The sequence below is a fragment of the Roseateles noduli genome (assembly GCF_050626985.1).
Taxonomy (GTDB): Bacteria; Pseudomonadota; Gammaproteobacteria; order Burkholderiales; family Burkholderiaceae_C; genus Roseateles; species Roseateles noduli_A.
In genome coordinates this window covers 4,962,618-4,985,282 of record NZ_CP192463.1, presented here as the reverse complement: position 1 = coordinate 4,985,282, position 22,665 = coordinate 4,962,618, and the positions used below count along the sequence as shown (strand labels likewise).

Annotated in this window: 17 protein-coding genes; 8 read left to right on the top strand and 9 right to left on the bottom strand. The window is 68.5% G+C overall.

All coding sequences use genetic code 11. From position 1 onward, the window contains the following. Positions 1-339 precede the first annotated feature (339 nt). Complete coding sequence (queE, locus tag ACQ4L4_RS21595) at positions 340-987, bottom strand: 7-carboxy-7-deazaguanine synthase (RefSeq protein WP_431100908.1); 648 nt, start codon at positions 985-987, stop codon at positions 340-342. Continuing rightward, a complete protein-coding gene (locus ACQ4L4_RS21590) occupies positions 984-2,105 on the bottom strand; it encodes a 6-pyruvoyl trahydropterin synthase family protein (protein ID WP_431100907.1) in 1,122 nt (373 codons plus the stop codon). Before ACQ4L4_RS21590 ends, queE begins: the two co-directional genes overlap by 4 nt. A gap of 401 nt (positions 2,106-2,506) precedes the next feature. Here ACQ4L4_RS21590 and ACQ4L4_RS21585 point away from each other — a divergent pair, with 401 nt between their 5' ends. After that, positions 2,507-2,809, top strand: a complete 303-nt coding sequence (locus ACQ4L4_RS21585) for a helix-turn-helix domain-containing protein (protein WP_431100906.1) — start codon at positions 2,507-2,509, stop codon at positions 2,807-2,809. 65 nt (positions 2,810-2,874) lie between these two features. Here ACQ4L4_RS21585 and ACQ4L4_RS21580 read toward each other — a convergent pair whose 3' ends face one another. Beyond that, on the bottom strand, positions 2,875-3,924 hold the full coding sequence (locus ACQ4L4_RS21580) for a S1/P1 nuclease (protein ID WP_431100905.1): 1,050 nt from the start codon (positions 3,922-3,924) through the stop codon (positions 2,875-2,877). 285 nt (positions 3,925-4,209) lie between these two features. Here ACQ4L4_RS21580 and ACQ4L4_RS21575 point away from each other — a divergent pair, with 285 nt between their 5' ends. The 6 genes from ACQ4L4_RS21575 to ACQ4L4_RS21550 all read left to right on the top strand — a co-directional run bounded on the left by ACQ4L4_RS21575 (position 4,210) and on the right by ACQ4L4_RS21550 (position 8,874). Beyond that, the gene (locus tag ACQ4L4_RS21575) at positions 4,210-4,428 is read left to right on the top strand and encodes a TOBE domain-containing protein (RefSeq protein ID WP_377158865.1); all 219 of its coding nucleotides are present in this window, start codon (positions 4,210-4,212) and stop codon (positions 4,426-4,428) included. A 31-nt stretch (positions 4,429-4,459) separates the two neighbouring features. Beyond that, positions 4,460-5,080, top strand: coding sequence for an RBBP9/YdeN family alpha/beta hydrolase (locus tag ACQ4L4_RS21570; protein WP_377158868.1), 621 nt, complete (start codon positions 4,460-4,462; stop codon positions 5,078-5,080). A 149-nt stretch (positions 5,081-5,229) separates the two neighbouring features. Further along, positions 5,230-5,676, top strand: a complete 447-nt coding sequence (locus ACQ4L4_RS21565) for an SRPBCC family protein (RefSeq protein ID WP_431100904.1) — start codon at positions 5,230-5,232, stop codon at positions 5,674-5,676. Positions 5,677-5,986: 310 nt separating this feature from the next. Then, positions 5,987-6,709, top strand: a complete 723-nt coding sequence (locus ACQ4L4_RS21560) for a protein-disulfide reductase DsbD domain-containing protein (protein WP_431100903.1) — start codon at positions 5,987-5,989, stop codon at positions 6,707-6,709. Continuing rightward, a complete protein-coding gene (locus ACQ4L4_RS21555) occupies positions 6,678-8,156 on the top strand; it encodes a protein-disulfide reductase DsbD family protein (protein WP_431100902.1) in 1,479 nt (492 codons plus the stop codon). Before ACQ4L4_RS21560 ends, ACQ4L4_RS21555 begins: the two co-directional genes overlap by 32 nt. A 67-nt stretch (positions 8,157-8,223) precedes the next feature. After that, on the top strand, positions 8,224-8,874 hold the full coding sequence (locus ACQ4L4_RS21550) for a redoxin domain-containing protein (protein WP_431100901.1): 651 nt from the start codon (positions 8,224-8,226) through the stop codon (positions 8,872-8,874). 83 nt (positions 8,875-8,957) lie between these two features. Here the strand turns inward: ACQ4L4_RS21550 and ACQ4L4_RS21545 are convergent, their stop codons facing one another. Then, the gene (locus ACQ4L4_RS21545) at positions 8,958-9,338 is read right to left on the bottom strand and encodes a hypothetical protein (RefSeq protein WP_431100900.1); all 381 of its coding nucleotides are present in this window, start codon (positions 9,336-9,338) and stop codon (positions 8,958-8,960) included. Between the two features lie 273 nt (positions 9,339-9,611). Here ACQ4L4_RS21545 and ACQ4L4_RS21540 point away from each other — a divergent pair, with 273 nt between their 5' ends. Further along, the gene (locus ACQ4L4_RS21540; RefSeq protein WP_431100899.1) at positions 9,612-15,032 is read left to right on the top strand and encodes a diguanylate cyclase; all 5,421 of its coding nucleotides are present in this window, start codon (positions 9,612-9,614) and stop codon (positions 15,030-15,032) included. Between the two features lie 101 nt (positions 15,033-15,133). Here the strand turns inward: ACQ4L4_RS21540 and ACQ4L4_RS21535 are convergent, their stop codons facing one another. The 5 genes from ACQ4L4_RS21535 to ACQ4L4_RS21515 all read right to left on the bottom strand — a co-directional run bounded on the left by ACQ4L4_RS21535 (position 15,134) and on the right by ACQ4L4_RS21515 (position 22,657). Further along, positions 15,134-16,060, bottom strand: a complete 927-nt coding sequence (locus tag ACQ4L4_RS21535) for a TIGR02285 family protein (protein ID WP_431100898.1) — start codon at positions 16,058-16,060, stop codon at positions 15,134-15,136. A gap of 238 nt (positions 16,061-16,298) precedes the next feature. Then, positions 16,299-17,258 carry a sulfate ABC transporter substrate-binding protein gene (locus ACQ4L4_RS21530; RefSeq protein ID WP_431104983.1) on the bottom strand — a complete coding sequence of 320 codons (960 nt, stop codon included), beginning with the start codon at positions 17,256-17,258 and terminating at the stop codon, positions 16,299-16,301. Positions 17,259-17,551: 293 nt separating this feature from the next. Further along, the gene (locus tag ACQ4L4_RS21525; RefSeq protein WP_431100897.1) at positions 17,552-20,341 is read right to left on the bottom strand and encodes a TonB-dependent receptor plug domain-containing protein; all 2,790 of its coding nucleotides are present in this window, start codon (positions 20,339-20,341) and stop codon (positions 17,552-17,554) included. Between the two features lie 213 nt (positions 20,342-20,554). Then, a complete protein-coding gene (locus tag ACQ4L4_RS21520) occupies positions 20,555-21,502 on the bottom strand; it encodes a CysB family HTH-type transcriptional regulator (protein ID WP_088408061.1) in 948 nt (315 codons plus the stop codon). 231 nt (positions 21,503-21,733) lie between these two features. Continuing rightward, positions 21,734-22,657 (bottom strand): CysB family HTH-type transcriptional regulator, encoded by a 924-nt coding sequence (locus ACQ4L4_RS21515; RefSeq protein ID WP_431100896.1) that lies wholly within the window; start codon positions 22,655-22,657, stop codon positions 21,734-21,736. Between the last annotated feature and the right edge of the window lie 8 nt (positions 22,658-22,665).

The following is a 22,665-nucleotide window of genomic DNA, read 5'->3' as shown; positions in this document are numbered from 1 at the left end:
GTGCGCTGCAGGCACACGACAGCAACGTCGCAAAGATTTTCTCGCCTCTGTTTTCAACATCAAGGTTTTAAATATCTCTTTAGTCGTCTTAGTAGAGGGACGATCTTTTTGTGGACAAGTCAGAAATTTCCTTCAGAACCAAGGACTTGAGCTGACCGAAACCTTGTGTGTGGAGCGACTCGTTGGCGTTGCACGGATCGACAACAACAGGTGACTCCCCGTGCCGGCCTGTGGAGAAGTGGCCAGTTGCCAGAAAGTTTTCCACAGCGTTGTTGGCTATACAGCGGCGTCCGACTTGCGCTAGCACCGACGGAAAAGGGGATAACTTCCCCGTTCGCCTCAATCGATTCCGACCACCTTGTGCATCTGGATCGACAACTTCCATTGCGGATGGTCCATGCAATACGCGATGGCCGCCCTGGTGTTCTGCTTCTGCAGGATCGAATCCATGGGCTGGAGGAAGAAGTGGTCGAAGGCCAGATCCGCGAAGCGTTCCGGCAAGGCCAAGGGCTGTGGATAAACCAGCTTCAACTCGTTGCCCCGGGTGAGCACGACTTCCGCATCGGCCTTGGGACTGACGCAGATCCAGTCCAGGCCTTCAGGCGCGGGCTGGGTGCCATTGGTCTCGACGGCGATCTCGAAGCCGTGAGCCTTCAACGCGGTGATCAACGGACCGTCGAGCTGCAGCAGCGGCTCGCCGCCGGTACAGACGACGTACGGCGTGCCGGTCTTGCGGCCGTGCTCGTCCTTGGGCCACTTGGCGTCGATGGCTTCCGCGAGGGCATCGGCCGAGGCGAACTTGCCCCCACCCTGCCCGTCCGTGCCGACGAAGTCGGTATCGCAGAAGGTGCAGACGGCCTTCTCCCGGTCCTGCTCGCGACCGGTCCACAGGTTGCAGCCGGCGAAGCGGCAGAACACGGCCGCGCGGCCGGCCTGAGCGCCCTCGCCCTGCAGCGTGTAGAACATTTCCTTGACGGCGTAGGTCATACGGGAATCAGCTCCTCGAACGGACCATGGCTGACGATCGCTCCGCTGCCACGGGTCTCGTACAGGTCGACGCGCTCCAGGGGCGGCAACTGCGCCTTGGCCTGCTGCAGCACCCAGGCCGCCAGGCTGGCGGTGTCCGAATCCGGCAGGCCGGCGAGTTCATGCAGCGGGTGGTGGTCCATCGCCTTGAAAATGGGATCGAACAGCAGCTTCACGTCGCTGAAGTCCATGGCCCAGCCGTAGACCTGGTCCAGCGGCGCGCTCAGGTGCAAGCGCAGGGTGAAGGTGTGACCGTGGATGCCCGCCAGCGGATGCCCCGCCGGCGCGCGATCGAGCTTCACCGCGCTGTCGAGGGTGAACTCCTTCCAGATCCGGTAGCGCTCGCCGTCGAAGTTGGCGCCGCTCGAACCGGTCTCATAGACGGTGACCCAGCTCAGCTCGGGCAGCTGTGGCTTCAGGCGAGCCCACAGCCAGGACGAGATCAACTCGCTGGTCGGATTGGACAGGCCCTCGATCTCGTTCAGGCACTGGTAGTTCAACTGCGCATGGAACGGTGCCCACAGCTCGTCGAGGTGGTCGTAGTCGATGCTCAAGTCGCGCTCACCGAGGTCCTGGTTGGCATGCAGGATCAGTTCGAACCCGTGACCGTGCATGCGGCCGCACTTGTGGCCCATCGGGACGTTGGGCAACTGATGGGCGGCCTGGAAGCGGTATCGACGCCAGACATGCGCGTGACCGTTGGCGTCCAGGTCGACACCGGAGTTCGATGTGCTCTGGATGCCGACCTGCGTGATGCCGGGGACCTTGAATTCGGTCTCGAGACGGTGCCGGATCCAGCGCGCGATGTTCTCGTCGGTCGGCTGCGTGATGTGCTGGTTCAGCAGCGCATGGTCGAGCGGGGCGATGCACCGTTCGAGGCAGTCGCGCAGCGCGCTGACTTCGCCTCCGGGGAACGGTGCCCAACCGGCGGGCAGTTCGGCGCGGACCGTGGCCAGATAGCTGTGACCATGCAGACCGCGCGAGCGGTGTCCTGGGGGGAGCGCGTCGATCTGACACGCTGACTCGAACCCCGCCGAGGCGGTGAAAAGTGAAGCGGGAGAGGCAGGTAAAGCAGACATTCCGAGAGTGTGACATGCCCGCTTTTCTTATCTTCTTGTATTGAATATCTCCTTGGTCGTATTAGTAGGTGTTCGCGGGTTCGTGTGGACAACGCCCGAATTGCTTGTCGGAACAAGGACTTGCGAGCAGGGCAATGGTGTGGGCCGAACCCATGGGAACTGCGGGACGGAAAGACAACAACTTCTGGCAGCCCGGAACGGCTGTGGATAACCCGCCAGTTGTTCATCGCGCATCCCCAGGGTTGTGCACAGGCCTGCCCATCAAGATCAAAAGCGCAGATTTGAGCCAGCGACAGCGTCGAACCTAAAGGCCAGACTTGGTGCTGACATGGCCGAGCCCATTCGTTGTGGTCAATTGATGGAGATCTGCAATGGCACGAAAGGACCCTGAAGAAGCTCGCATGTTGAGCGACCTGCTCGAGTTCGCCGAGGACCTCAACTCGTATGGACTCATGTCCAAGACGAGCATGGCAAAAATTCGATCGCTCTGCGCGCCGCCGCCGGCATATACGAGCGAACAGATCACAGCCATCCGCACGCGGGTGGCGAAGATGAGCCAATCGGTCTTCGCCGCGTTCCTCAATGTCAGCGTGTCGACCGTCCAGAAGTGGGAATCTCCCAGAGCGAACAAGCAACCGACCGGCACCGCACTGCGGCTCCTGCAACTCGTCGAGTCGAAGGGGGTCGAGGCGCTGATCGCCTGAGTTCTGCAAGGCCCAGAATGCAAAAGCCCCGCACTGCGGGGCTTTCGTTCACCTGGGCCGGTCGGTCATTTCTTGTCTGCCTTGTCCGGCCAGATGCTCTCCAGCATCTGCGCCAGGCGGGCGCCGCCCTTGATGACGTTCAGACGCGTCTGTTCGAGGCTGCGAGCGTCGTAGCCCGCCGGAGGCGTGGCCAGCCAGCGCGGGCCTCGCAGGCTCTGCTGGCGAGCGCCGAAGCTCATGCCGTCGAACGCATCGCGCGCGCCCAGCAGCGACTCGCTCGCCCACTGCACGGGCCAGTCGTCCGGATTGCCCGTCGCTGGCGGCACATCCTTGGCCAGGCCCGGCATCGCCGCCAGTTGCTCGGCGCTCAGCCGGCCCGGCAGGCCGTCCCAGAAGCTGTGCAGGTTGCCGCCCGGGGTGCCGTCCGGCTTCGGCAGCGTGATGGCGTTCGCGCCCACCGTGTGCGTCTGCGCGTCCGCCCCCTGCGTGTCCGGGTCGTAGGGCTTGCCGTCCGCGTCCAGGTACAACGAACCCATGTGCAGCGGCTGATGCATGTCGCCGATCGCATGCACGACCAGCGCCAACGCCTCCCGTTCGTTGAAGTCCATCGGCGCTGTCTGTTTGCCAGTCTTCAGCACCAGGATCGCCGCCTTCAGCGCCGGCACCAGGTCATGGTCGCTGGTGCCGATCGCACCCGGCACATAACGCCCACGCTGGATGGCGACGTTGGCATAGTGGTACTGCTTGTTGCAGGACTCCTCGCCCGGCTTGGGCTGGCACTGCTCGAAGTTGCGCTTCACGTAGTCGCGCATCCGGGCTTCTTCCTCGGCGTTGTTCTCGAACACCGCGCACTCGGCGAAGCGACCGGTCACGGCGTACTTGAAGTCGTTGCCGGTGTCGATGCCTTTCACGCAGTCGTCCCACACGGCGATGTCGCGCAGCGAGACCGGACCGAGGATGCGCTTGACCTCGGTTTCGGCGCGGTGGCCCTTGATCAGCTGGGCGGCGATCTCACCGACGGTGTTGTGGCCGACGGCCCCGAATCCGAAGGCCTGACCGCAACAAACGGCCATCAGCGACAACGCGGCCAGGCCGCGCGCAAACGATTTGGTCATGACAAGACACCCATGTCGAACGGTGCGCCGGCGGCGGCCGGCAGGGGATGGCGGATTGTGCACGGGGCTCCGTGACAGCCTTCAACGGAGATTCCCGCGTGACGGCGCCGGCAGGGCGCATCGCGCAGTGGCGGCACCGGCTTTACCTCCGCTTTACCGCTCATGCCCTCCCCCCGCCCTTCCGCGCCCCTTATGCGGCCAGTGCATGTTGATCCATCAAGCGCTTCGTTCGGCAAATGAGCCCCGCTGCCTAAGCTGGTCCCCATCATTTCTGGAGCCCCTCACATGACCATCACCGCCATCAACGTCCGCAACCAGTTCCGCGGCACCATCAAGGAAATCGTCGAAGGTCCGGTCGTCTCGGAAGTCGACGTGCAGACCGCCGGCGGCCTGATCGTCACGTCGGTGATCACGACGCGCTCGGTGAAGGAGCTCAACCTGACCGTCGGCAAGGAAGTCGTCGCGCTGGTGAAGTCCACCGAGGTGTCGATCGCCACCCTGTGAGCCGTCGGCCCGAGTCAAGCAGGAGATCGCCATGGCGCTCTACCCTCTCCGTGCGACGCAGCACAACGGCAGCGCCGAGCCGCGCCTGCTGATCATCCCCGGCCTGCACGACAGCGGGCCGGCGCATTGGCAGAGCTGGCTCGAGCAGCAGTACCGCGACGCGCACCGGGTGCGTCAGCGCGATTTCAGCCATCCGGATCTGGAGCGCTGGTCGGAGCGCATCCATGCGCGGATCGACAACGCCGGCCCTGGCGAATGGATCGTCGTGGCGCACAGCTTCGGCTGCCTGGCGCTGGCGCATCACCTGCAGCGTCATCCGGACTCGCCGGTGCGCGAGGCGCTGCTGGTCGCGCCGGCCGAGCCGGACAAGTTCGGCTTGGCGGAGAGCCTGCCGCACCAGCGACTGGGTCGTCCGACGGCACTGATCGCCAGCCAGAACGATCCCTGGATGAGTGCATCGAGCGCGTTGCGCTGGGCCACGCGCTGGGGCAGCAGCTACAGCAACATCGGCCTGGTCGGGCACATCAACACGGAGTCCGGCTTCGGTCCGTTCCCGCTGGCCAAGCGCTGGGTCGAGGCCGCCAAGGCGCGTGCCGCGCGAGAGCGCCGGCCCGAGCGCGCCGGCATCCTGGAGTGGTCGTTCTCGGTCTGAGCAAGGCCTGACCCGCGATGAACCGCGGTGAGCCGCGGTCGCAAGACACCCTCCTCCGTGGAATCCCTGTCAGGGGCGCGGGGTCTCGCGCCGGACACGTTCCGAGGCTATGGTGATTCTCCATTCGCGAACGAATCCAGGAGACACCGATGCCCTTCACCATCCGTCTGCACCGCGTCCTGAAAGCACCGCCGGAACGCGTCTATCGCGCCTTCACCGACGCGGCCGCGATGTGCAAATGGCTGCCGCCGCATGGCTTCACGGGGACCATGCATCACATGGATCCGAAGGTTGGCGGCACCTGGCGCATGTCGTTCACCAACCTCTCCGCCGGCGGATCGCACAGCTTCGGCGGGGAATACCTCGAACTCGAGCCCGGGAAAAAGCTCCGCTACACGAGCCGCTTCGACGACCCCAACCTGCCCGGCGACATGACGACGACCATCGAGCTGACGGCTGTTTTCTGCGGGACCGAAATGAACGTCACGCAGGAAGGCATCCCCGATGTCATCCCTTCCCAAGCCTGCTATCTGGGCTGGCAGGAGTCCTTGACCCTGCTTGCCCAACTTGTTGAACCGGACATTCCGAACGGCTGATTCCAGCGTTCGTCCCTGGCAGGGGTTGTCAGGCTCTCAGCGTTTTTGCGCGCCGGTTTTTGCGCTTTTTGAGGTCCCTGGACACCGCTTGGCCAAGCGCGGGCTCTCCACGGGGCATGGGGGATCCCTCCTGGACCCCCAAGCCCCATTCCGGCCCCACTCGCACTCGCTGACCTCCATTTCTTGGCGACTTCACGGATGGCGTGGATCGCGGATATCGGCTTTTCCGGTTTCTTCGAATCGTGGAAGTAAGGAAACAAGGAAGGTCGACGCCTTGTGAGGGTCAGGACCATTGCCTAGCATCGCGCCCATGCCACTCGTTCCCTTGAACCCCCTGCGATCGGCGGCAGTAGCGACATTCGCCGCGCTGGCCACCCTCGCGTCCGCAGCGAACGCCGCACCACCCACGGATCGCTCCGCCACCGACGAGGTCCAGGTCCGGCTGATCAGCGCGTCCTCTCAGGTGGCTCCAGGCCAGACGCTGCTTCTCGCGCTCGAACAACGCATCGCGCCCCATTGGCACACGTACTGGAAAAACCCCGGCGACTCCGGCCAGCCCACCAGCATCGAATGGACGCTGCCCAAGGGCGCGACCGCCGGCGAAATCCTCTGGCCGGCACCCAAACGCTTCGACATCGGACCCATCACCAACTACGGCTACGAGGACCAGGTCCTGTTGTTGACCGAGGTCCGTCTTCCGCAAGACCTGACCCCAGGGCAGACGGCGACCGTGACCGCCGAGGCCTCCTGGCTCGTCTGCCGCGAGGAATGCATCCCGCAGCAGGCGACGCTCGCGTTGTCGATTCCCATCGGTGCCGCAGCGAAGGACTCGGCGGAAGCCACCATCTTGTCCACCGCGCGCGCCGCCCTGCCCGGCAAGGCATCGTTCCAGGCCGCCGCCCGCTTGGAGGGAAAGGACCTGCTCGTGACGTGGCCCGTGTCGGCCACGCCCGAGGTCAAGCAGGCGCTGTTCATGCCGCAGGATTGGGGTCGCGTGCAGCATGCCGCGAAGCCAGCTCGACCGCGTCGGTGATGACTGGCGATTGCGCGCGCCGGTCGGCGAGGAACCCGCCCCGGCCGGCAAGCCGTTGAACGGGCTGCTGCTGGTGGATGGCCAGGCATGGGAAGTCAGCCTGCCGGTCAGCGGCACGGCAACGGCGCCGACGTCGACGCCCGCAACGGTCGTTACACCGGTGGAGGCGTCAACGGCGGGCACATCCTCCGCCAGCGGATCTAGCATCAGCCTCTGGGGAGCCATGGGCCTCGCATTGATCGGCGGCCTGATCCTGAACCTCATGCCCTGCGTGTTCCCGGTGCTGGCGATCAAGGCGTTGGGCTTCCTGCATGGCAGTGCCGGCGAGCATCGCCGCCAGGGTCTGGCCTATACCGCGGGGGTGTTGATCGCTTTTGCCGTGCTCGGCGGCGCGCTGCTCGCGTTGCGCGGCGCGGGCGGCAGCGTGGGCTGGGGCTTCCAGTTCCACTCGCCGCTATTCGTGCTGCTGCTAGCCTGGCTGATGTTCGTGCTGGGTCTGTCGCTGGCGGGCCAGCTGCAGATCGGTGTGGGTTTCGCGGGCGTGGGTCAGGGCCTGGCGAGCAAGCCCGGACTCGCCGGCAGCTTCTTCACGGGCGTGCTCGCGACGGTTGTCGCGACACCGTGCACGGCGCCGTTCATGGGCGCGGCGATGGCGTACGCGCTGGCGCAACCGGCGGCGGAACTGATGGCTGTCTTCCTGTCGCTCGGACTGGGTCTGGCGCTGCCCTATCTGGCCCTGGCCTGGTGGCCCGCGCTGCAGCGGCGCATGCCTCGTCCCGGCGTCTGGATGGACGTGCTCAAGCAGGCGCTCGCTTTCCCGATGTTTGCTGCGGCCATCTGGCTGGTGTGGGTGATTGCGCAGCAGGTCGGACCGATGGGCGTGCTCGTGGCGCTCGCGGGCATGGGCCTGTTGGCGCTGGCCGCCTGGATCCGTTCGGTGAGCCGGAATGCGTCGTCGCGCTGGCAATGGACCGGCACAGGCGCCGCCATCGCATCGCTGGCGGCGGCCGCGGCGCTGTTTCCGACGCTGTCAGCGATCGGCGGCAACGAGTCACCAGACGCGGCGACATCGGGCAGTCCCCAACGAGCTGCAGCTGCTGACCACGAGCCCTACTCGCCCGAACGTCTGGCCCAGCTGCGCGCGCAAGGCAAGCCGGTGTTCGTGAACCTGACCGCGTCGTGGTGCATCACCTGTCTCGTGAACGAGCGCGTCGCGCTGTCCACAGACGAAGTGCGCGATGCCTTCGAGAAGCAGGGCGTGACCTACCTCAAGGGCGACTGGACCCGTCAGGACCCCCGCATCACCGAGTTGCTGAAGCAGCACGACCGCAGCGGCGTTCCGCTGTACCTGTTCTATCCGGCCGGGACGGGCAGTGGCGCGCAGGTGCTGCCGCAACTGCTGACGCCCGGCATCGTCACCACGGCCCTGAGGGCTGGCACTTCCTGAGCCGCCGGCCCATGCCGTTCCCGTCCCATTGCCGCTTTCATCCTGGAGACCTCCCATGAATCACCCGATGACTTCCATGACCTCCCCGTTCCGCGGCGCGCTGTCACGGCGCGCCGTGCTGGCCGGTGCCGCGATCGCGGCGTCGATGGCCATGACCGGACTGGCGCACGCGCAAGCGCAGATCGACCAGCCCGCGCCCGCCTTCAGCGCGACCACGGCGGACGGCAAGACGGTCACGCTGGACAGCTACAAGGGCAAGACCGTCGTGCTGGAATGGACCAACCACGACTGCCCCTTCGTGAAGAAGCATTACGGCGGCGGCAACATCCCGGCGCTGCAGAAGGAAGCCACCGCGCAAGGCGTCGTGTGGCTGCAGGTGATCTCGTCCGCGCCCGGCCAGCAGGGCCATGTCGACGGCGCGACGGCGACGAAGCTGAACAAGGATCGCGGCGCGGCGCCGACGCAGGTGCTGCTCGATCCGAGCGGCCAGTTGGGCAAGGCCTACGGCGCGCAGACCTCGCCGCACCTGTTCATCGTCAATCCGCAAGGCGTGCTGGTCTACAAGGGCGGCATCGACAGCATCGCGACCGCCAAGGCCGACGACATCGCCAAGGCTGATCCCTACGTGAAGACGGCGCTGGGCGAGCTGGCCGCCGGCAAGAAGATCACGCACGCGAGCACCAAGCCCTACGGCTGTTCGATCAAGTACGGCAGCTGAAGCCGATTGCAACGGACAGTGCCGCCAGGCGCCAATGAACGAGGGCCGCATCGTGCGGCCCTCGTGCTTCGTCCGCCGGCCGCTCAGCGGTCCTCGCGCCAGAAAAAGCCCTTGCCGCGCATGCAGGACCCTTCCGCGCGGTAGCGATTACCTTCGTTGGCATCGATGACCCGGGGGGAGAAGACCTGCGGGGTCGTGGTGCTGCAATCGAGGGTGTCCCCCTTCTTCGTGCATGTCGTGCGCTCGGCCACCGGCCCGGCGTACGCCGGAGTGCTCGTGATCGAGGGCGGATACATCCGGGCGGCTTCCCGCTCGCAGTCGAACAGCTCACGGTGGACATCGGTCGGCGATGCGCCGTCCCGGAGCCATTGGCCAGTGGGGGAGGCGCAGCCGGCCAGCAACAGCGCAACGCAGAGCGCGGCGGGGCGCGGGAGGGGAAGACGGACGGCAGAGGGTCGGTTCATGGCGGGGTTCCAGTGGGCCTGCGAAGGGCGTTCACGCTTTGTGGAACTCCGCCAGGCGTCAGTGACCGAAACGGGTCAGTTTCTTGATCGAATCGGTCATCTGCCGATCCCTGGCCCGCACGCGGACAGCACCGTGCACGCCACGCCACGAAGCCGGGCGGATCTGTCGCTTTCTTCCGCTTCCTCCCGCGGACGTGGTCGCCTTGACGGCGGAGGAAGGCGGGCCTGTCGCAGCCAGCCGTTACAGTCCGTGGACAACAGAGAGCAGATGGGATGAAGGACAGACGAGCGTGGGAGGCGACCGACCCGGGTGCCTGGCAGGCCGAGCAGATGCTCCACCAGGGCCGCCGGAGCGAGGTCGTCCGGGTGGGCGATGGCCAAGGCGGCACGGCGCTGCTCAAGCGCCTGCGGGATGCTCGTCCCGATGCCGCCGCCGTGGCCCGGCTGCGCCGCGAGTTCGAGCTGGCCCAACGCCTTGATCCCGTCTTCATCCTGCGTCCCTCGGCGTGGATCGCGCCCGACGGCCGTCCCGCGCTGCTGCTGCCCGATCTGGGCGCGGAGACCCTGCGGCACCGCCTGCGCCGCGGCACGCTGGGCAACGACGCGTTGATCCGCATCGCGCACGACCTCGTCGAAGCGCTCCAGCACCTGCACGGACAGGGCCTCATCCACCGCAATCTCGGGCCCGGCCAGATCCTGCTGCTGCCCGGCGCGGGCCGCGACGCGCGCAAGGTGCTGATCGCGGACCTCGGGCTCGCCGCCGAGATCGAGCGCGAGCGACCGCTGGTCCAGCGGGCCGAACTGATCGAGGCGTCGCTCGCGACGCTCGCGCCGGAGCTGACCGGCCGCATGAGCCGCGATGTCGACTACCGGGCCGATTTCTACAGCCTCGGCGCCACGCTGCTGGAAGCGCTGACCGGCGCGCCGCCGTTCGACATCGACGATCCCGCGCGTGCCGTGCATGCGCATCTGGCGCTCGCGGCGCCGATGGCGACGACGCGCAATCACCAGGTCTTCGCGCCGCTGGCGCACGTCGTCGCGCACTGCCTGCACAAGGAGCCCGAAGGCCGTTACCAGAGCCACCAGGCGCTGCGGCACGACCTGCAGCTCTGCGAGGCGGCGCTGGAGCAGGGCCGCGGGTTGCCGGGCTTCGAGGCCGGACAGGGCGACGCCGCCGTGCGCTTCCAGCCGAGCGGGCGGCTCTACGGCCGCGAATCGGCGCAGGCGCAGCTGGGACTGGCCTTCGAGGATGCCGCCCAGGGGCAGGCCGCCGGTGCGGGACTGGTGGCCGTGTCGGGCTTCTCCGGCATCGGCAAGACCGCGCTGGTGCTGGCGGCGCAACGCAGCCTGCTCGCGCAGCGCGGGCACTTCGCGGCTGCCAAGTTCAACCAGTACGGCCAGGACCGTCCCTACGGTCCGCTGCTGCACCTGCTGGTCCAGCGCGCCGCGCAGGTGCTGGCCTTGCCCGCGCCTCAGCAGACCGTCTGGCGCGAGCGGCTGCGCGAGCGCCTCGGCGCGAATGCCGCGCTGCTCTCGCAGGCGCTGCCGGAGATGACGCCGTTGCTGGCCCTGGATGCACCGCTGATGCCGGTCGGACCGGCCGAGGCGGAGAACCGCTTCCTGCGCGCCGTCAGCCAGGGCTTCGCCGCGCTGGCGCGCGAGGGCGAGCCGCAGACGCTGTTCCTCGACGACTGGCAATGGGCCGACCGCGCCTCGCGCCGACTGCTGCGCGAGTGCCTGCACGACGCGACCTTGCGCCACACGCTGTTCGTCGTGGCCTATCGCGACAACGAGGTCCCGCCCGGCCATCCGGTCGCACAGGAACTGGCGGAACTGCGTCAGCAGCTCGGCGAGCGCTTCATGCCGTTGCGCGTCGGCCCTCTCGGACTCGACGACACGCGCCATCTGCTGGCCGACAGCCTGCGTCGGGATCCGGCCGAGGAGGACGCGGGACTCGACGAGCTCGCGCGCCTCTGCCAGACCCGCACGGCCGGGAATCCGTTCTTCCTTCGTCGGCTGCTGGAGGACCTGGTCCGTCGCGGCCTGATCCATTACGACGCCACCGCACAGCGCTGGGATCACGCGCTGGAGCGCATCGCGGCCACGCGCACGGCGGACAACGTCGTCGCGCTGATGCTGCAGCAGCTCGAGCGCCTGCCCGACACGACGCGACAGGCGCTCAGCGTGGCGGCGCTGCTGGGCGCGGGCTTCGGGCTCGACAGCCTGGCCACCGCGCTCGATGTCCCGGCCGATCGGCTCGCCACCGATCTGCTGCCGGCGCTGCAGGCGCAGCTGCTGGTGCCGGCGAGCGCGCTGTACCGCTACGCGCCGCAGCTGCAAGGCCATGCCAGCGAGTCGGTCCGTTATGCCTTCGCCCATGACCGCGTGCAGGAAGCGGCCTTGCAGCGCATCGCGGCCGACCAGCGTCCCGCGCTGCAGCTGCGCATCGGCCGGCTGCTGCGCGACGGCCATCGCGCCTTGCATCCGGACGTGCCGCTCCCCTACACGGTGCTGCATCACCTGAACGCGTCGCGTCTGCTGCTGCACGAGCCGCACCACGACGCCGAACGCCAGGCGCTGGCCGGATTCAACGCCCTGGCGTCCCGGCAGGCGATGGACGCCGCCGCCTTCGAGCCGGCGGCGGATTACGCGGAGCTCGCGCTCGAGCTGGCGCCCAACTCGCCGCATCGCGCCGCCTGGCTGCATCACGCGGCGCGGATGGCCTATCTGGCCGGGCGCCCGGCCCGCATGGACGCGTTGCTCGAATCGGCGATCGCCGATGCCGAGGACAACGCGCAGCGCGCGCGGCTGCTGGAAGTCCGCATGGAGGCTTTCTACGCGCAGGGCCGGCTCGCGGAGACCGTCGACCTCGGATTGGAGCTGTTCCTGCTGCTCGGTGCGGAGCTGCCGCGCGCCGACGGCCCCGACGCGATGGGGCAGGTCATGCAGCTGCTGGCCGCCCTGCAGCAGGAGATCGCCGCCATCGGCCTGGACACGCTGGCCGAGCGCGGACCGATGCGCGACGAGCAACGGCTGCTGCTGATCTCGATCGCCGCCAAGATGACAGCCGCGGCCTACATCGTGCGGCCGGCGCTGCTGCCGCTGCTGACGCTGTTCCAGGTCCGGCTGATGGTCGACCACGGCCACGTGCCGCAGGCGCTGTCGGCGTACTCGGTGCTGGGGCTGATGTGCGCGGAATTCCTCGGCGACTACCGCTTCGCCCACGACCTGGGCCGAATGTCGACGGCGCTTGTCGAGCGGCACGGCTGGATGCAAGTCTTCGCGCACGCGGGCTTCTCGTTCCACGCCTTCCTCAGCCATTGGGTGCAGGGGCTGCGCGTCAGCATGGACGGCCTGATGCAGACGCATCGCAACGGGCTGGAGTTCGGCAACCTGCGCCATGCGGGCCTCGGCCTTTACGTCCACGACGTGCATGCGCTGCTGTCGGGCATGCCGCTGCCGGCGCTGGAGGATCAGCTGGTCACGCACGGCCAGCGCCTGCGCGCGATGCGCCAGCCGGTCGCGGCGGACTATGAGGACGCGCTGCTCGGACTCGTGCGCGCGTTGCGGCAGCCCCGGTTGCCGGAGGATGGCTTCGAAGGGCTGGAGGCGCTCGCGCGGACCTACGGTGAGCGCCAGGACCAGACCGGACTGATGTTCCTGCACGGCTGGCAGGCGGTGCTGCATTTCATCGCCGATCGGCCCGAGCCCGCGCTGCGCCTGGCGCTGGAGGCGCGAGCGCGCTTCGCCGCGGGGCGCGGCATGCATGCGCAATCGCTGCTGCTCTTCATCGCCGCGTGGGCCGCGCAACGCGTCGCGCTGGCGGGCGGCGCGCGCGATCAGGCGCTCGAGGACGACGCGCTGCGTCGCCTGCAACGGTGGTGCGACGCCGGGCCCGGGCATCTGCAGGACCGCATCGCGCTGCTGCTGGCGCAGCAGGCGATGCTGGCGGCCGCGCCGGAGGAAGAGATCGATCGTCTGCTGGCCCAGGCGCTGGCAGCGGCGGAGGGACCGCAGGGAACGCCGCTCGACGTGGCGGCCGTCCTGCGGGCGCAGGTCGACGCGTGGCGAGACCGCGCGCCGGCGCGCGCCGGTCAGGCCCGATGGCGGCTGCAGAAGACCTGGAAGGACTGGGGCATCACGGCGCTCGCGGGCGAGGCGCTGTCGCTGCCGGCCGAGGACCGGGACGCCTCGATCGACGCAGGCTCCGAGGGAGGCGAGATCCGCGCCGATGCCGCCGATCTCAGCACGCTGACGAAGGCGGTGCAGGCGATCAGCAGCCAGCCCGATCTGCCGCGCCTGTTGCGCCGCCTGTTGGAGGTCGTCGCCGAGAACGCCGGCGCGCAGCGCGCGGCGATCGTGCTGGCGAGCGGCACGGCGGGCGCCTCGCGCTGGGTGCTGCAGGCGGAGGCGACGCTCGGCGAGTCGCCGACGCTGCACCTGCTGGAGCAGCTGCCGCTGGAGCGCGCGGGACAGCAACTGCCGCTGACGCTGATGAGCCGCGTGCTGCGCGACGGCCGGCGCGAGTTGATCGTCGACGCGCGCGGCCTGGCAACGATGGAGGACTACTTCCAGCGCCACCCCTCGCCGCCCCGCTCGGTGCTGGCGCTGCCGCTGCTCAAGCAGGGGCAGACGGTGGGCGCGCTGTACCTGGAGAACGCCGCGGCGGCGGGCGTGTTCACCGAGGCGCGCGTGAGCTTCCTGGAACTGCTGTGCGCCAACGTCGTGAACGCCGTGGACAACGCCCGGCTGGTGACCGAGCTGCAGGAGCTCAACGCCAACCTCGAGCGTCGCGTGGCGCAGCGCACGCGCGAACTCGCCGACAGCGAGGAGCGTCTGCGCGCGGTGCTGGATCACGCGCCGATCCCGATGGTCGTGACGCGCGAGCACGATGCCCTGATCGTGTACGCGAACGGACCGTCGGCGGCGATCGTGGGACGTCCGCTGGACGACCTCGTCGGCAAGCCGGCGATCAGCTTCTACCGCGAGCCCGGAGAGCGGGACCGCATGCAGGTGAAGTTCAAGGAACAAGGCCGGCTGCAGGGCGAGGAGATCTGCCTGCTGGCGGCCGACGGCAGCGAGCTGTGGATGCTGCTGTCGATGGTGCCGGTGGTGTACGACGGCGCGCCGTCGGTGCTGAGCACGCTGGTGGACTTCACCGACCGCAAGCGCCTGGAGATCGAGCTGCAGCGGCTGGCGACGACGGACGCGCTGACCGGCGCGGCCAACCGGCGCTGCTTCCTGGAGCATGCCGACGCGGAACTGGCGCGCAGCCGGCGCTACGGGCTGGAGATGTCGCTGGTGATGATGGACGTCGATCACTTCAAGCGCATCAACGACACGCTGGGCCACGCGCGCGGCGACGCCGCGCTGTGCCACCTGGTGCAGCTGTGCGCGCAGATCGTGCGCAAGCAGGACCTGCTGGGCCGGCTCGGCGGCGAGGAATTCGGACTGCTGCTGCCCCAGACCTCGCTGGAGGACGCGACGCACCTGGTGGAGCGCCTGCGGCATCACATCGAGATCAGCGGGCTGGCGCTGCAGCCGGGCTCGCCGCTGGCGTCGCTCACGGCGAGCTTCGGCGTGACGGCGCTGCGACCGGAGGACCTCCGGGTCGAGGAGCTGCTCGGTCGTGCCGACCAGGCGCTGTATCGCGCGAAGGACGGCGGCCGCAACCGCGTCGAGCGGCAGTCCTGAGCGTCACCAGCGCCACGCGCGGCGGCGTCTCGGGCCCGTCGGCGGCGGCCGGCGTTCACCGGCAAGCTCCAATGAGGACCGACGAGGACTGACGGTGTCGATCAGGGGTCGATGCGGGACGGCTTGCTGCGTTCGCGATAGAACGCATCGAAGCGGGCCGCGTAGTGGGCCTTGGTTTCCGGCGTGAGCCAGCGCATGAGGCCCCGCCGCAGGGTGGCGGCGCCCTCGGGTCGGCCGTAGGCCTTGTCGATGCCGCGGATGGCGGCGAGCCCCCACGGCGTGCGCGGGCAGGCGATGCCGGCCATCACCAGGTCGCTCGCGCCCTGGATCGGCACGCTGACCAGGTCCGCCGGATTTCCGGCCATGACCAGCGCCATGTCCATCTCCACCGAATAGTCGGCGCGCCCGAGGCTGAGCATCTGCAGCACGCGTGCGCCGAAGTCCTTGGGCGAGTAGAGCGAGACCGTGCTGTCGGCGGGCCGCGCGGCGAGCATCTCGTCGAGCACCGGACCGTAGCTGCGGCCGTCGATCAGCGCGCCGCGCAGCGACGGATCGGCGAGCAGCCGCGCCAGCTGCACTTCACCGGCGGCGTTGCGCGGAAGGCGCTTGAGCTTGTCGCGGCGCACGATCAGGCCCGGCGGCGGCGTGAGCTGGGTGTTGATGAAGTAGGCCGCCTTCTCGCGATCGGGCGTGCGGACCACGTTGGCGCGGCACACCTCTTCGCCGTTCTCGATCATCTGCCAGCTGCGCTTGGCGTTGGCGAAGACGATCTCGTGCCGGACGCCCGGCCATTGCTTCTCGAGGTAGGCGATCACGCGCCCGGTCACGCCGCTGGCGTCGGCGCCGGTCATCTGCGGCGCGTGTTCCGAGGCGAGCCAGGTGATCCTGGTGACGGCTGGCGTGGGGGCGGGTGTTGCGCCAGGCCCTTGCGCGCCTGCGTGCGGCGCCGCCAGCAGCAGGATGGTCAACGGCAGGACGGCGACAAGGCGCGAACGGATCGGAGCGAGGAACTTCACGGACCACAGCATACGGGGAACGTTGCCGGCCGCTGTCGCATGGCGCTCAGGGTCCGCGCCGTGGACCGGCAGTGGGTCACTGCCCGGCAGGTTCCGGCGAGGCGGACGAAAAAAGGCCCCGCCGACTTGCCGCCAGCGGGGCTGCTCGCACAGAGCGAACGGTCTGGTTGCCTATGACGTCGCTTGCGCGGCGCCCGAGACCGACCGAGGAGACAAACGTTGACAGCGTGAAGCGCAGTCCCGTCGGGACTCAGCGCACCGCGCTGATCTGGTCGAAGACGCCGCCGTCGTCGAAGTGCGTCTTCTGCGCGTTGCGCCAGCCGCCGAAGACCTCGTCGATGGTCACCAGCTTCACCGGCGCGAAGGTCTTGGCGTACTTCGCGGCGATCTTGGGGTCCCGCGGACGGTAGTAGTTCTTGGCCGCGATCTCCTGGCCTTCCGGCGAGTACAGGTACTCCAGATACGCCTGCGCCACCTTGCGCGTGCCCTTCTTGTCGACCGTCTTGTCCACCACCGACACCGGCGGCTCGGCCAGGATCGACAGGCTCGGCGTGACGATCTGGAACTTGTCCGGACCCAGTTCCTTCACCGCCAGGTAGGCCTCGTTCTCCCAGGCGATCAGCACGTCGCCGATGCCGCGTTCGACGAAGGTCGTCGTGGAGCCGCGGGCGCCGGAGTCCAGCACCTTGGTGTTCGCATAGATGCGCTTGACGAAGGCCTTGGCCGAGTCGGCGTTGCCGCCCGGCTGCTTCAGCGAATACGCCCACGCGGCCAGGTAGTTCCAGCGCGCGCCGCCCGAGGTCTTCGGATTCGGCGTGATCACGTCGATGCCGCTGCGGGCCAGGTCCGGCCAGTCGTTGATGTGCTTCGGGTTGCCCTTGCGGACCAGGAACACGATGGTCGAGGTGTAGGGCGACGCGTTGCTCGGCAGGCGCTTCTGCCAGTCGGCGGGCAGCAGCTTGCCGTGGTCGTGCAGTGCGTCGATGTCGTAGGCCAGCGCCAGCGTGACGACATCCGCATCCAGGCCGTCGATCACCGAGCGCGCCTGCTTGCCCGAGCCGCCGTGCGAGTTCTTCACCGTCACCGTCTCGCCCGTCTTGGCCTTCCAGTACTTCGCGAACGCGGCGTTGTAGTCCTGGTAGAGCTCGCGCGTCGGGTCGTACGACACGTTGAGCAGCGTGACCGAGCCCTGCGCATGGGCCAGGGGCATCAGCGCGGCACCGCTCAGCAGGGCGGCGGTGGCGAGCAGCGAGACAGTGCGACGGAGACGGCGAATGGGGTTCACGGGATTCTTCTCATCACGGGGGGTTGAGGGGAGCGCCCAATGTAGGCAAGCGCACAGTCAAAGGGAACGAAGAAGATCTGCTTTGCTTTGCATCGTTCCCGGAAAAAAGGGCCGCCCCCTCGTGAGGGGCGGCCCGCAAGCCGGGGCGGGGTCGCCGCGGCAGTCGGAACCGGTGGAACGGCGCGGTCACCCGCGTCGTCCGGGGGCTTGGGTCGGTCTCAGGCGCCGAAGCGGTGCTCCAGCTCGATCCAGCCTTGCCGCCCGTGCGGCGAGTAGTAGCCGACCGGGTAGTACGGCCAGGTGGCGCTCGGATCGCGGCGGATCTTGTCGAACAGGTTGTTGACGATCAGGCTGACGCGCGTCTGCTTGCCGATCTGCCACGCGGTGCTCGCGTTGAAGTTCCAGTAGGGACCCAGCGTGCCCTCGTGGTCCTCGCGCGCGATGCGGCCGTTGCGCTTCGCCGAGACGGCATGCGTCCAGTCGCCGGTCTGCCAGACCACGCTCGCGTTGAGCCGGCTCGGCCAATCGCTGAAGTCCGCCGTGCCCACGACGTTGCGGTTCTCGTCGCCGGCGAACTGCTGGTACTTGAAGCTCTTGACCCGCGTGTACTTCGCGTCGACCGTCCATTTGCCCCACACGGCCGTCGCCCAGGTGTAACGCGTGCCGACGTCGAGGCCCCAGGTCGATTCGCTCGCCGCGTTGATCGGATTGACACGGACCTCCGCGACCTCGCCCGGGCGGACCAGTGCGTCGGCCGGGTTGCGGCGCACGCGCGCGATCGCGTCCACGCAGGTCGGCGACTGGATGTCCTTGATGCCGGTGCGGCAGTCCGACTCGTCGCGCAGCACGCCGTCGGCGCTGAGGTCGGTGACCAGGTCGCGGATCGCGATCTTCCACAGGTCCAGCGATACGTCGAAGGACGAGGCCGGTTGCCACACCGCACCCACGCCCCATGAGCGACCGCGTTCCGACTTCAGCTCCGACGAGCCCGTGCGCACGAAGTTGAAGCCGGGCGAGACGTCCGCGAAGTCGCAGGTCGACAGCGGCTGGCCGGTCTGCGCGCAGCGGTAGTAGTCCGTCGACGACGAGTAGTAGCCCTTCGTCTGCTGCGCGAAGATGTAATTCATGTCCGGCGCGCGGAAGCTGGTCGCGTGCTGCGCGCGCAGCAGCAGCGTCGAGAGCGGTCGGAACTCGAGGCCCGCGTTGTAGGTCGTGCTGCCGTCGCTGCGGCCGGCGAATTCGTAGCGGTCGTGCCGCGCGGCCAAGGTCGCGGTCAGCTGCTTCGTGATCGGCGCATTGAGCTCGCCGCCCAAGGCCAGCCGCTCGCGCGTGCCGCGCACGGTCGGCGAAGTGCTCGTGTTGTAGAAGACGCCTTGGCCCAGCCGCGGGTCGGCTTCATTGCGGAAGCCTTGCGTGCCTGCCTCAGCCACGACGGCCGCGCGCACCGGACCGCCGGGCAGCTTGAACCACTCGCCGCTGGCGGACGCGCTCAGCTGCTGGTTCCAGCTGGCGTTGCGCGTCCAGCTGCGGTCGGTGACGCTGTCGATCTCCTGCGGCGTCAGGGGGCGGAACAGCCGTGCCGGATCGGCCGAATAGATCGCCGTGCCGTCCGCCTCGGTGCCGAGCTTCTGCCCGAGCAGCAGCTGTTCGATGCCCGCCGTCAGCCGCGGCGTCGTGGTGCGGTTCAGGTAGTAGGAGCTGTTGGCCGCCACCTCGAAGGTCCAGGATCCGGTCAGCTCGCCGCGCGCGCCGACGGCGACGTTGTGCGTCGAGTCCTGCCACTTGCGGTTGAAGCGGTCCACGCCGCCGATTTCCTCGGGCGCGAAGCGACGCGTCCAGATCTCCAGCTGGCCCGTCGCGGCATTGCGGAAGTAGCCCTTGCTCGCGATGTCCGAGGTCCAGCTCGGCCCACGCGTGTTGTTCTCGGTCCGCGCCCAGCCGAACTGGCCCTCGCCGAACAGCTCGAGGCCGTGGTCCAGCGCGAGCGTCAGCGCGCCCGCCGCCTGCGCGCTGCGGTTGCCGGTCTGCGTCGTCCAGTACGTCGGCGACGCGCGGCCGCTGCCGCAGTAGGTGCCGTTCCTCGCCGTGTAGGCCGAGACCGAGCCCTCGAACAGCGTGCCCGCGCCCGCGCAGCCGTCGGTCGGCGTGAGGTAGGCGCCGCCGGTCGCGTTGCGCCGGCCGAAGACGACCGTCGGCGCGGCGCCTTGCAGCGTCGTGTCGGCCATGAAGTCGCGCTGGCGGCTCCAGATCGGCTCGCGGCCGCTGAGCTCGACGCCCCACACGACCTGCAGGGCGCCGGCATCGAGGCCGCCGGTGATCTGCGCGCGCGCGTTCTCGCCGCCGCCGCGTTGGGTGCTGCCGGCGCGCAGGTTCACGGTGACGCCGTCGACGTGCTTCTTCAGCACGATGTTGACGACGCCCGCGATCGCGTCGGAGCCGTACACCGACGAGGCGCCGCCGCTGAGGACCTCGATGCGGTCGATCAGCGCGGACGGGATGTTGGCGATGTTGACGAAGTTGACCGAGCCCTCATAGGCGGTCGGGTAGTCGGCGACGCGCCGGCCGTTGACCAGCACCAGCGTGTGGTTGGGGCCGAGGCCGCGCAGGCTGATCGCATTGGCGGCCGGCGTGAAGGTGTTGCCGAAGTCCTCGCCCTGCGTGAAGCCGGTGTTCTCGGTCAGGCTGCTCAGTGCGTCGGAGACGTTCTTGTAGCCGAGCCGGTCCAGGTCCTCCGACTTGATCACGGTGATCGGACTCGGCCCCTCGCTGTTGACGCGCGAGATGCGCGAGCCGGTGACGACCACCGACGGCAGCGGCGCGTCCTTGGCCGTGTCCTGTGTGGATGCGGCGGCCGATGCCGGCGCGGTGGACGCGGCGGGCGGAGTGGGCGAAGTGGGCGGCTGGGCCTGTGCGAAGGCGCCGGTGACGGGATAGGCTGCGGCGAGTGCCGCGGCCAGCGTGGCGGCCGGTCCGGTCAGGCGGGCCACGTGGTCGACGAACTGCTTCAAGAGACTTCCTTGTGGGAGTGAACAGGTGAGCCCGTCACTCTAGGAAGCGCCCTCTCCGCGTTGAACCAATGCTTTCTGCGTTGCTTTGCTGTGCACCCGCTCTATGCACATGCAGAAATTCTTTCGGCACCCCTCGATGGGACCCCGTGTCCATCGAATGGGCCGTCGAGCAGCCCGTCGATCGGGCTGTCGATGGGTCCGTCGATGGGTCCTTCAATCCGAGCCGTTGGGCGCGACGCGCGCCTGCTCGACCAGCTCGCGCGACAGCGGCGGCGCGAAGGTCTCGATGAACGCGTAGACGTAGTCGCGCAGATAGGCGTCGCGGCGCACGGCGAGCCGCGTCAGGTTGTCGGCGAACAGGTGCCGTGCGTCGATCGAGCGCAGGTGGCGGTCGCGTTCCTCGTCGTAGGCGATCGCGGCGACGATGCCCACGCCCAGGCCCAGCTCGACGTAGGTCTTGATCACGTCCGCGTCCATCGCAACCAGCACGACGTTGAGGTCGAGGCCCGCCGCCGCGAAGGCATCGTCGATGTGCGAGCGGCCGGTGTAGCCGGTCTCGTAGGTGATGACCGGGAACTCGGCGAGGCGCTCCAGCGTCAGCGGCGTGCCCGCGTTGGCTTCGGCCTCCAGCGGATGGCCCGGCGGCACCAGCACCGTGTGGGTCCAGCGGTAGCAGGGCAGCGTCAGCAGCTGCGGATGCAGCGCGAGCGCTTCGGTCGCGATGCCGATGTCCGCCTCGCCGTCGATCAGCAGCCGCGCGACCTGCTGCGGCGAGCCCTGCGTGAACTGCAGGCTGACCTCGGGATGCGACTCGCGGAAGTCGCGCACCGCCGGCGGCAGCGCATACCGCGCCTGGCTGTGCGTCGCCGCGATGCGCAGGTGGCCGCTGTCGGCGCGGGCGAAGTCCTCGCCGGCGCGGCGCAGGTTCTCGGCCTCGCGCAGCAGGCGCTCGACGATGGGCATCACGTTGCGACCCGGCTCGGTGAGCCCGGTGAGGCGCTTGCCGGCGCGGATGAAGATGTCGATGCCGAGCTCGTCCTCGAGCTCGCGGATCTGACGGCTCACGCCGGGCTGCGAGGTGTGCAGCGCCTGCGCGACCTCGGTCAGGTTGAAGTTGCGGCGCTGGGCCTCGCGGACGGATCGGAGTTGCTGGAAGTTCATCGTCGGCCACACATCGGGGTGGAACGTCAGCCGAAGCGGGAGACATCGGAAAGCGTCGGGGACGTCAGGACACGTCGGGAAAGCGGATTGCTTATGCGGATTGATTATTCGAATCCGCGACCCCGGTGTCCTCCAACAAAAATCGATAAGCATTCCCGCGCTGGAGGCATGTGGATAGAAGGCCCAAGCTGCAAACCTTGCCCGCCGTCGCGCAGGGGTGCGCGGGTGGGCTCAGGCGTCCGGATCCATCGCCTCGCGCACCGCGTCCTCGGTCAGCTCGGCCACGCATTCCTGCAGGAAGCGATAGGCGAAGCCGCGCAGGTAGTGGCCGCGCTTGAGCGCGATGCGCGTCGTGTTGGGCGGGAACAGGTGGGTCGCATCGATCAGTTGCAGGCCGGCGTCGCGCGCGGGCTCGAAGGCCATCGCCGCGATCACGCCGACGCCCAGCCCGATCTGCACGTAGGTCTTGATGACGTCCGCATCCAGCGCCGACATCACCAGGTCCGGCGCCAGGCCGGCCGCGGCGAAGCTCGCGTCGATGCGCGCGCGGCCGGTGTAGCCCTCGTGGTACGTGATCAGCGGCTGCTCGGCGAGTGCTTCCAGCGACAGCGGCTGGCGCGTCAGCGCATGCCCTTCCGGCACGACCACCGCGTGGCGCCACTCGTAGAACGGGAAGGTGACGAAGGCGTCGTCCTTGCCGAGCGCCTCGGTGGCGATGCCGATGTCGGCCTCGCCCGACTGCAGCAGCGAGACGATCTCCGACGGACTGCCCTGGTGCAGCACCAGGTGCACGCGCGGATAGGCCGCCTTGAAGCGCGCCACGACCTGCGGCAGCGCATACCGCGCCTGCGTGTGCGTCGTCGCGATCGTCAGCTGGCCCTGGTCGGCGCTGCTGAACTGCTGCGCCAGACGCTTGATGTTGCGCACGTCCTGCAGCATGCGGTCGACGACGACCGCCAGCTCCTTGCCCGGCTCGGTCAGCCCGAGCAGGCGCTTGCCGCGGCGCTGGAAGAGCTCGACGCCGAGCTCGTCCTCCAGGTCCTTGATGTGCTTGCTCACCCCCGACTGCGAGGTGAACAGCGCCGCCGCCACCTCGGTCAGGTTGAAGTTCTGCTGCACCGCCTCGCGGACGATGCGCAACTGTTGAAGGTTCATGGGGGCGG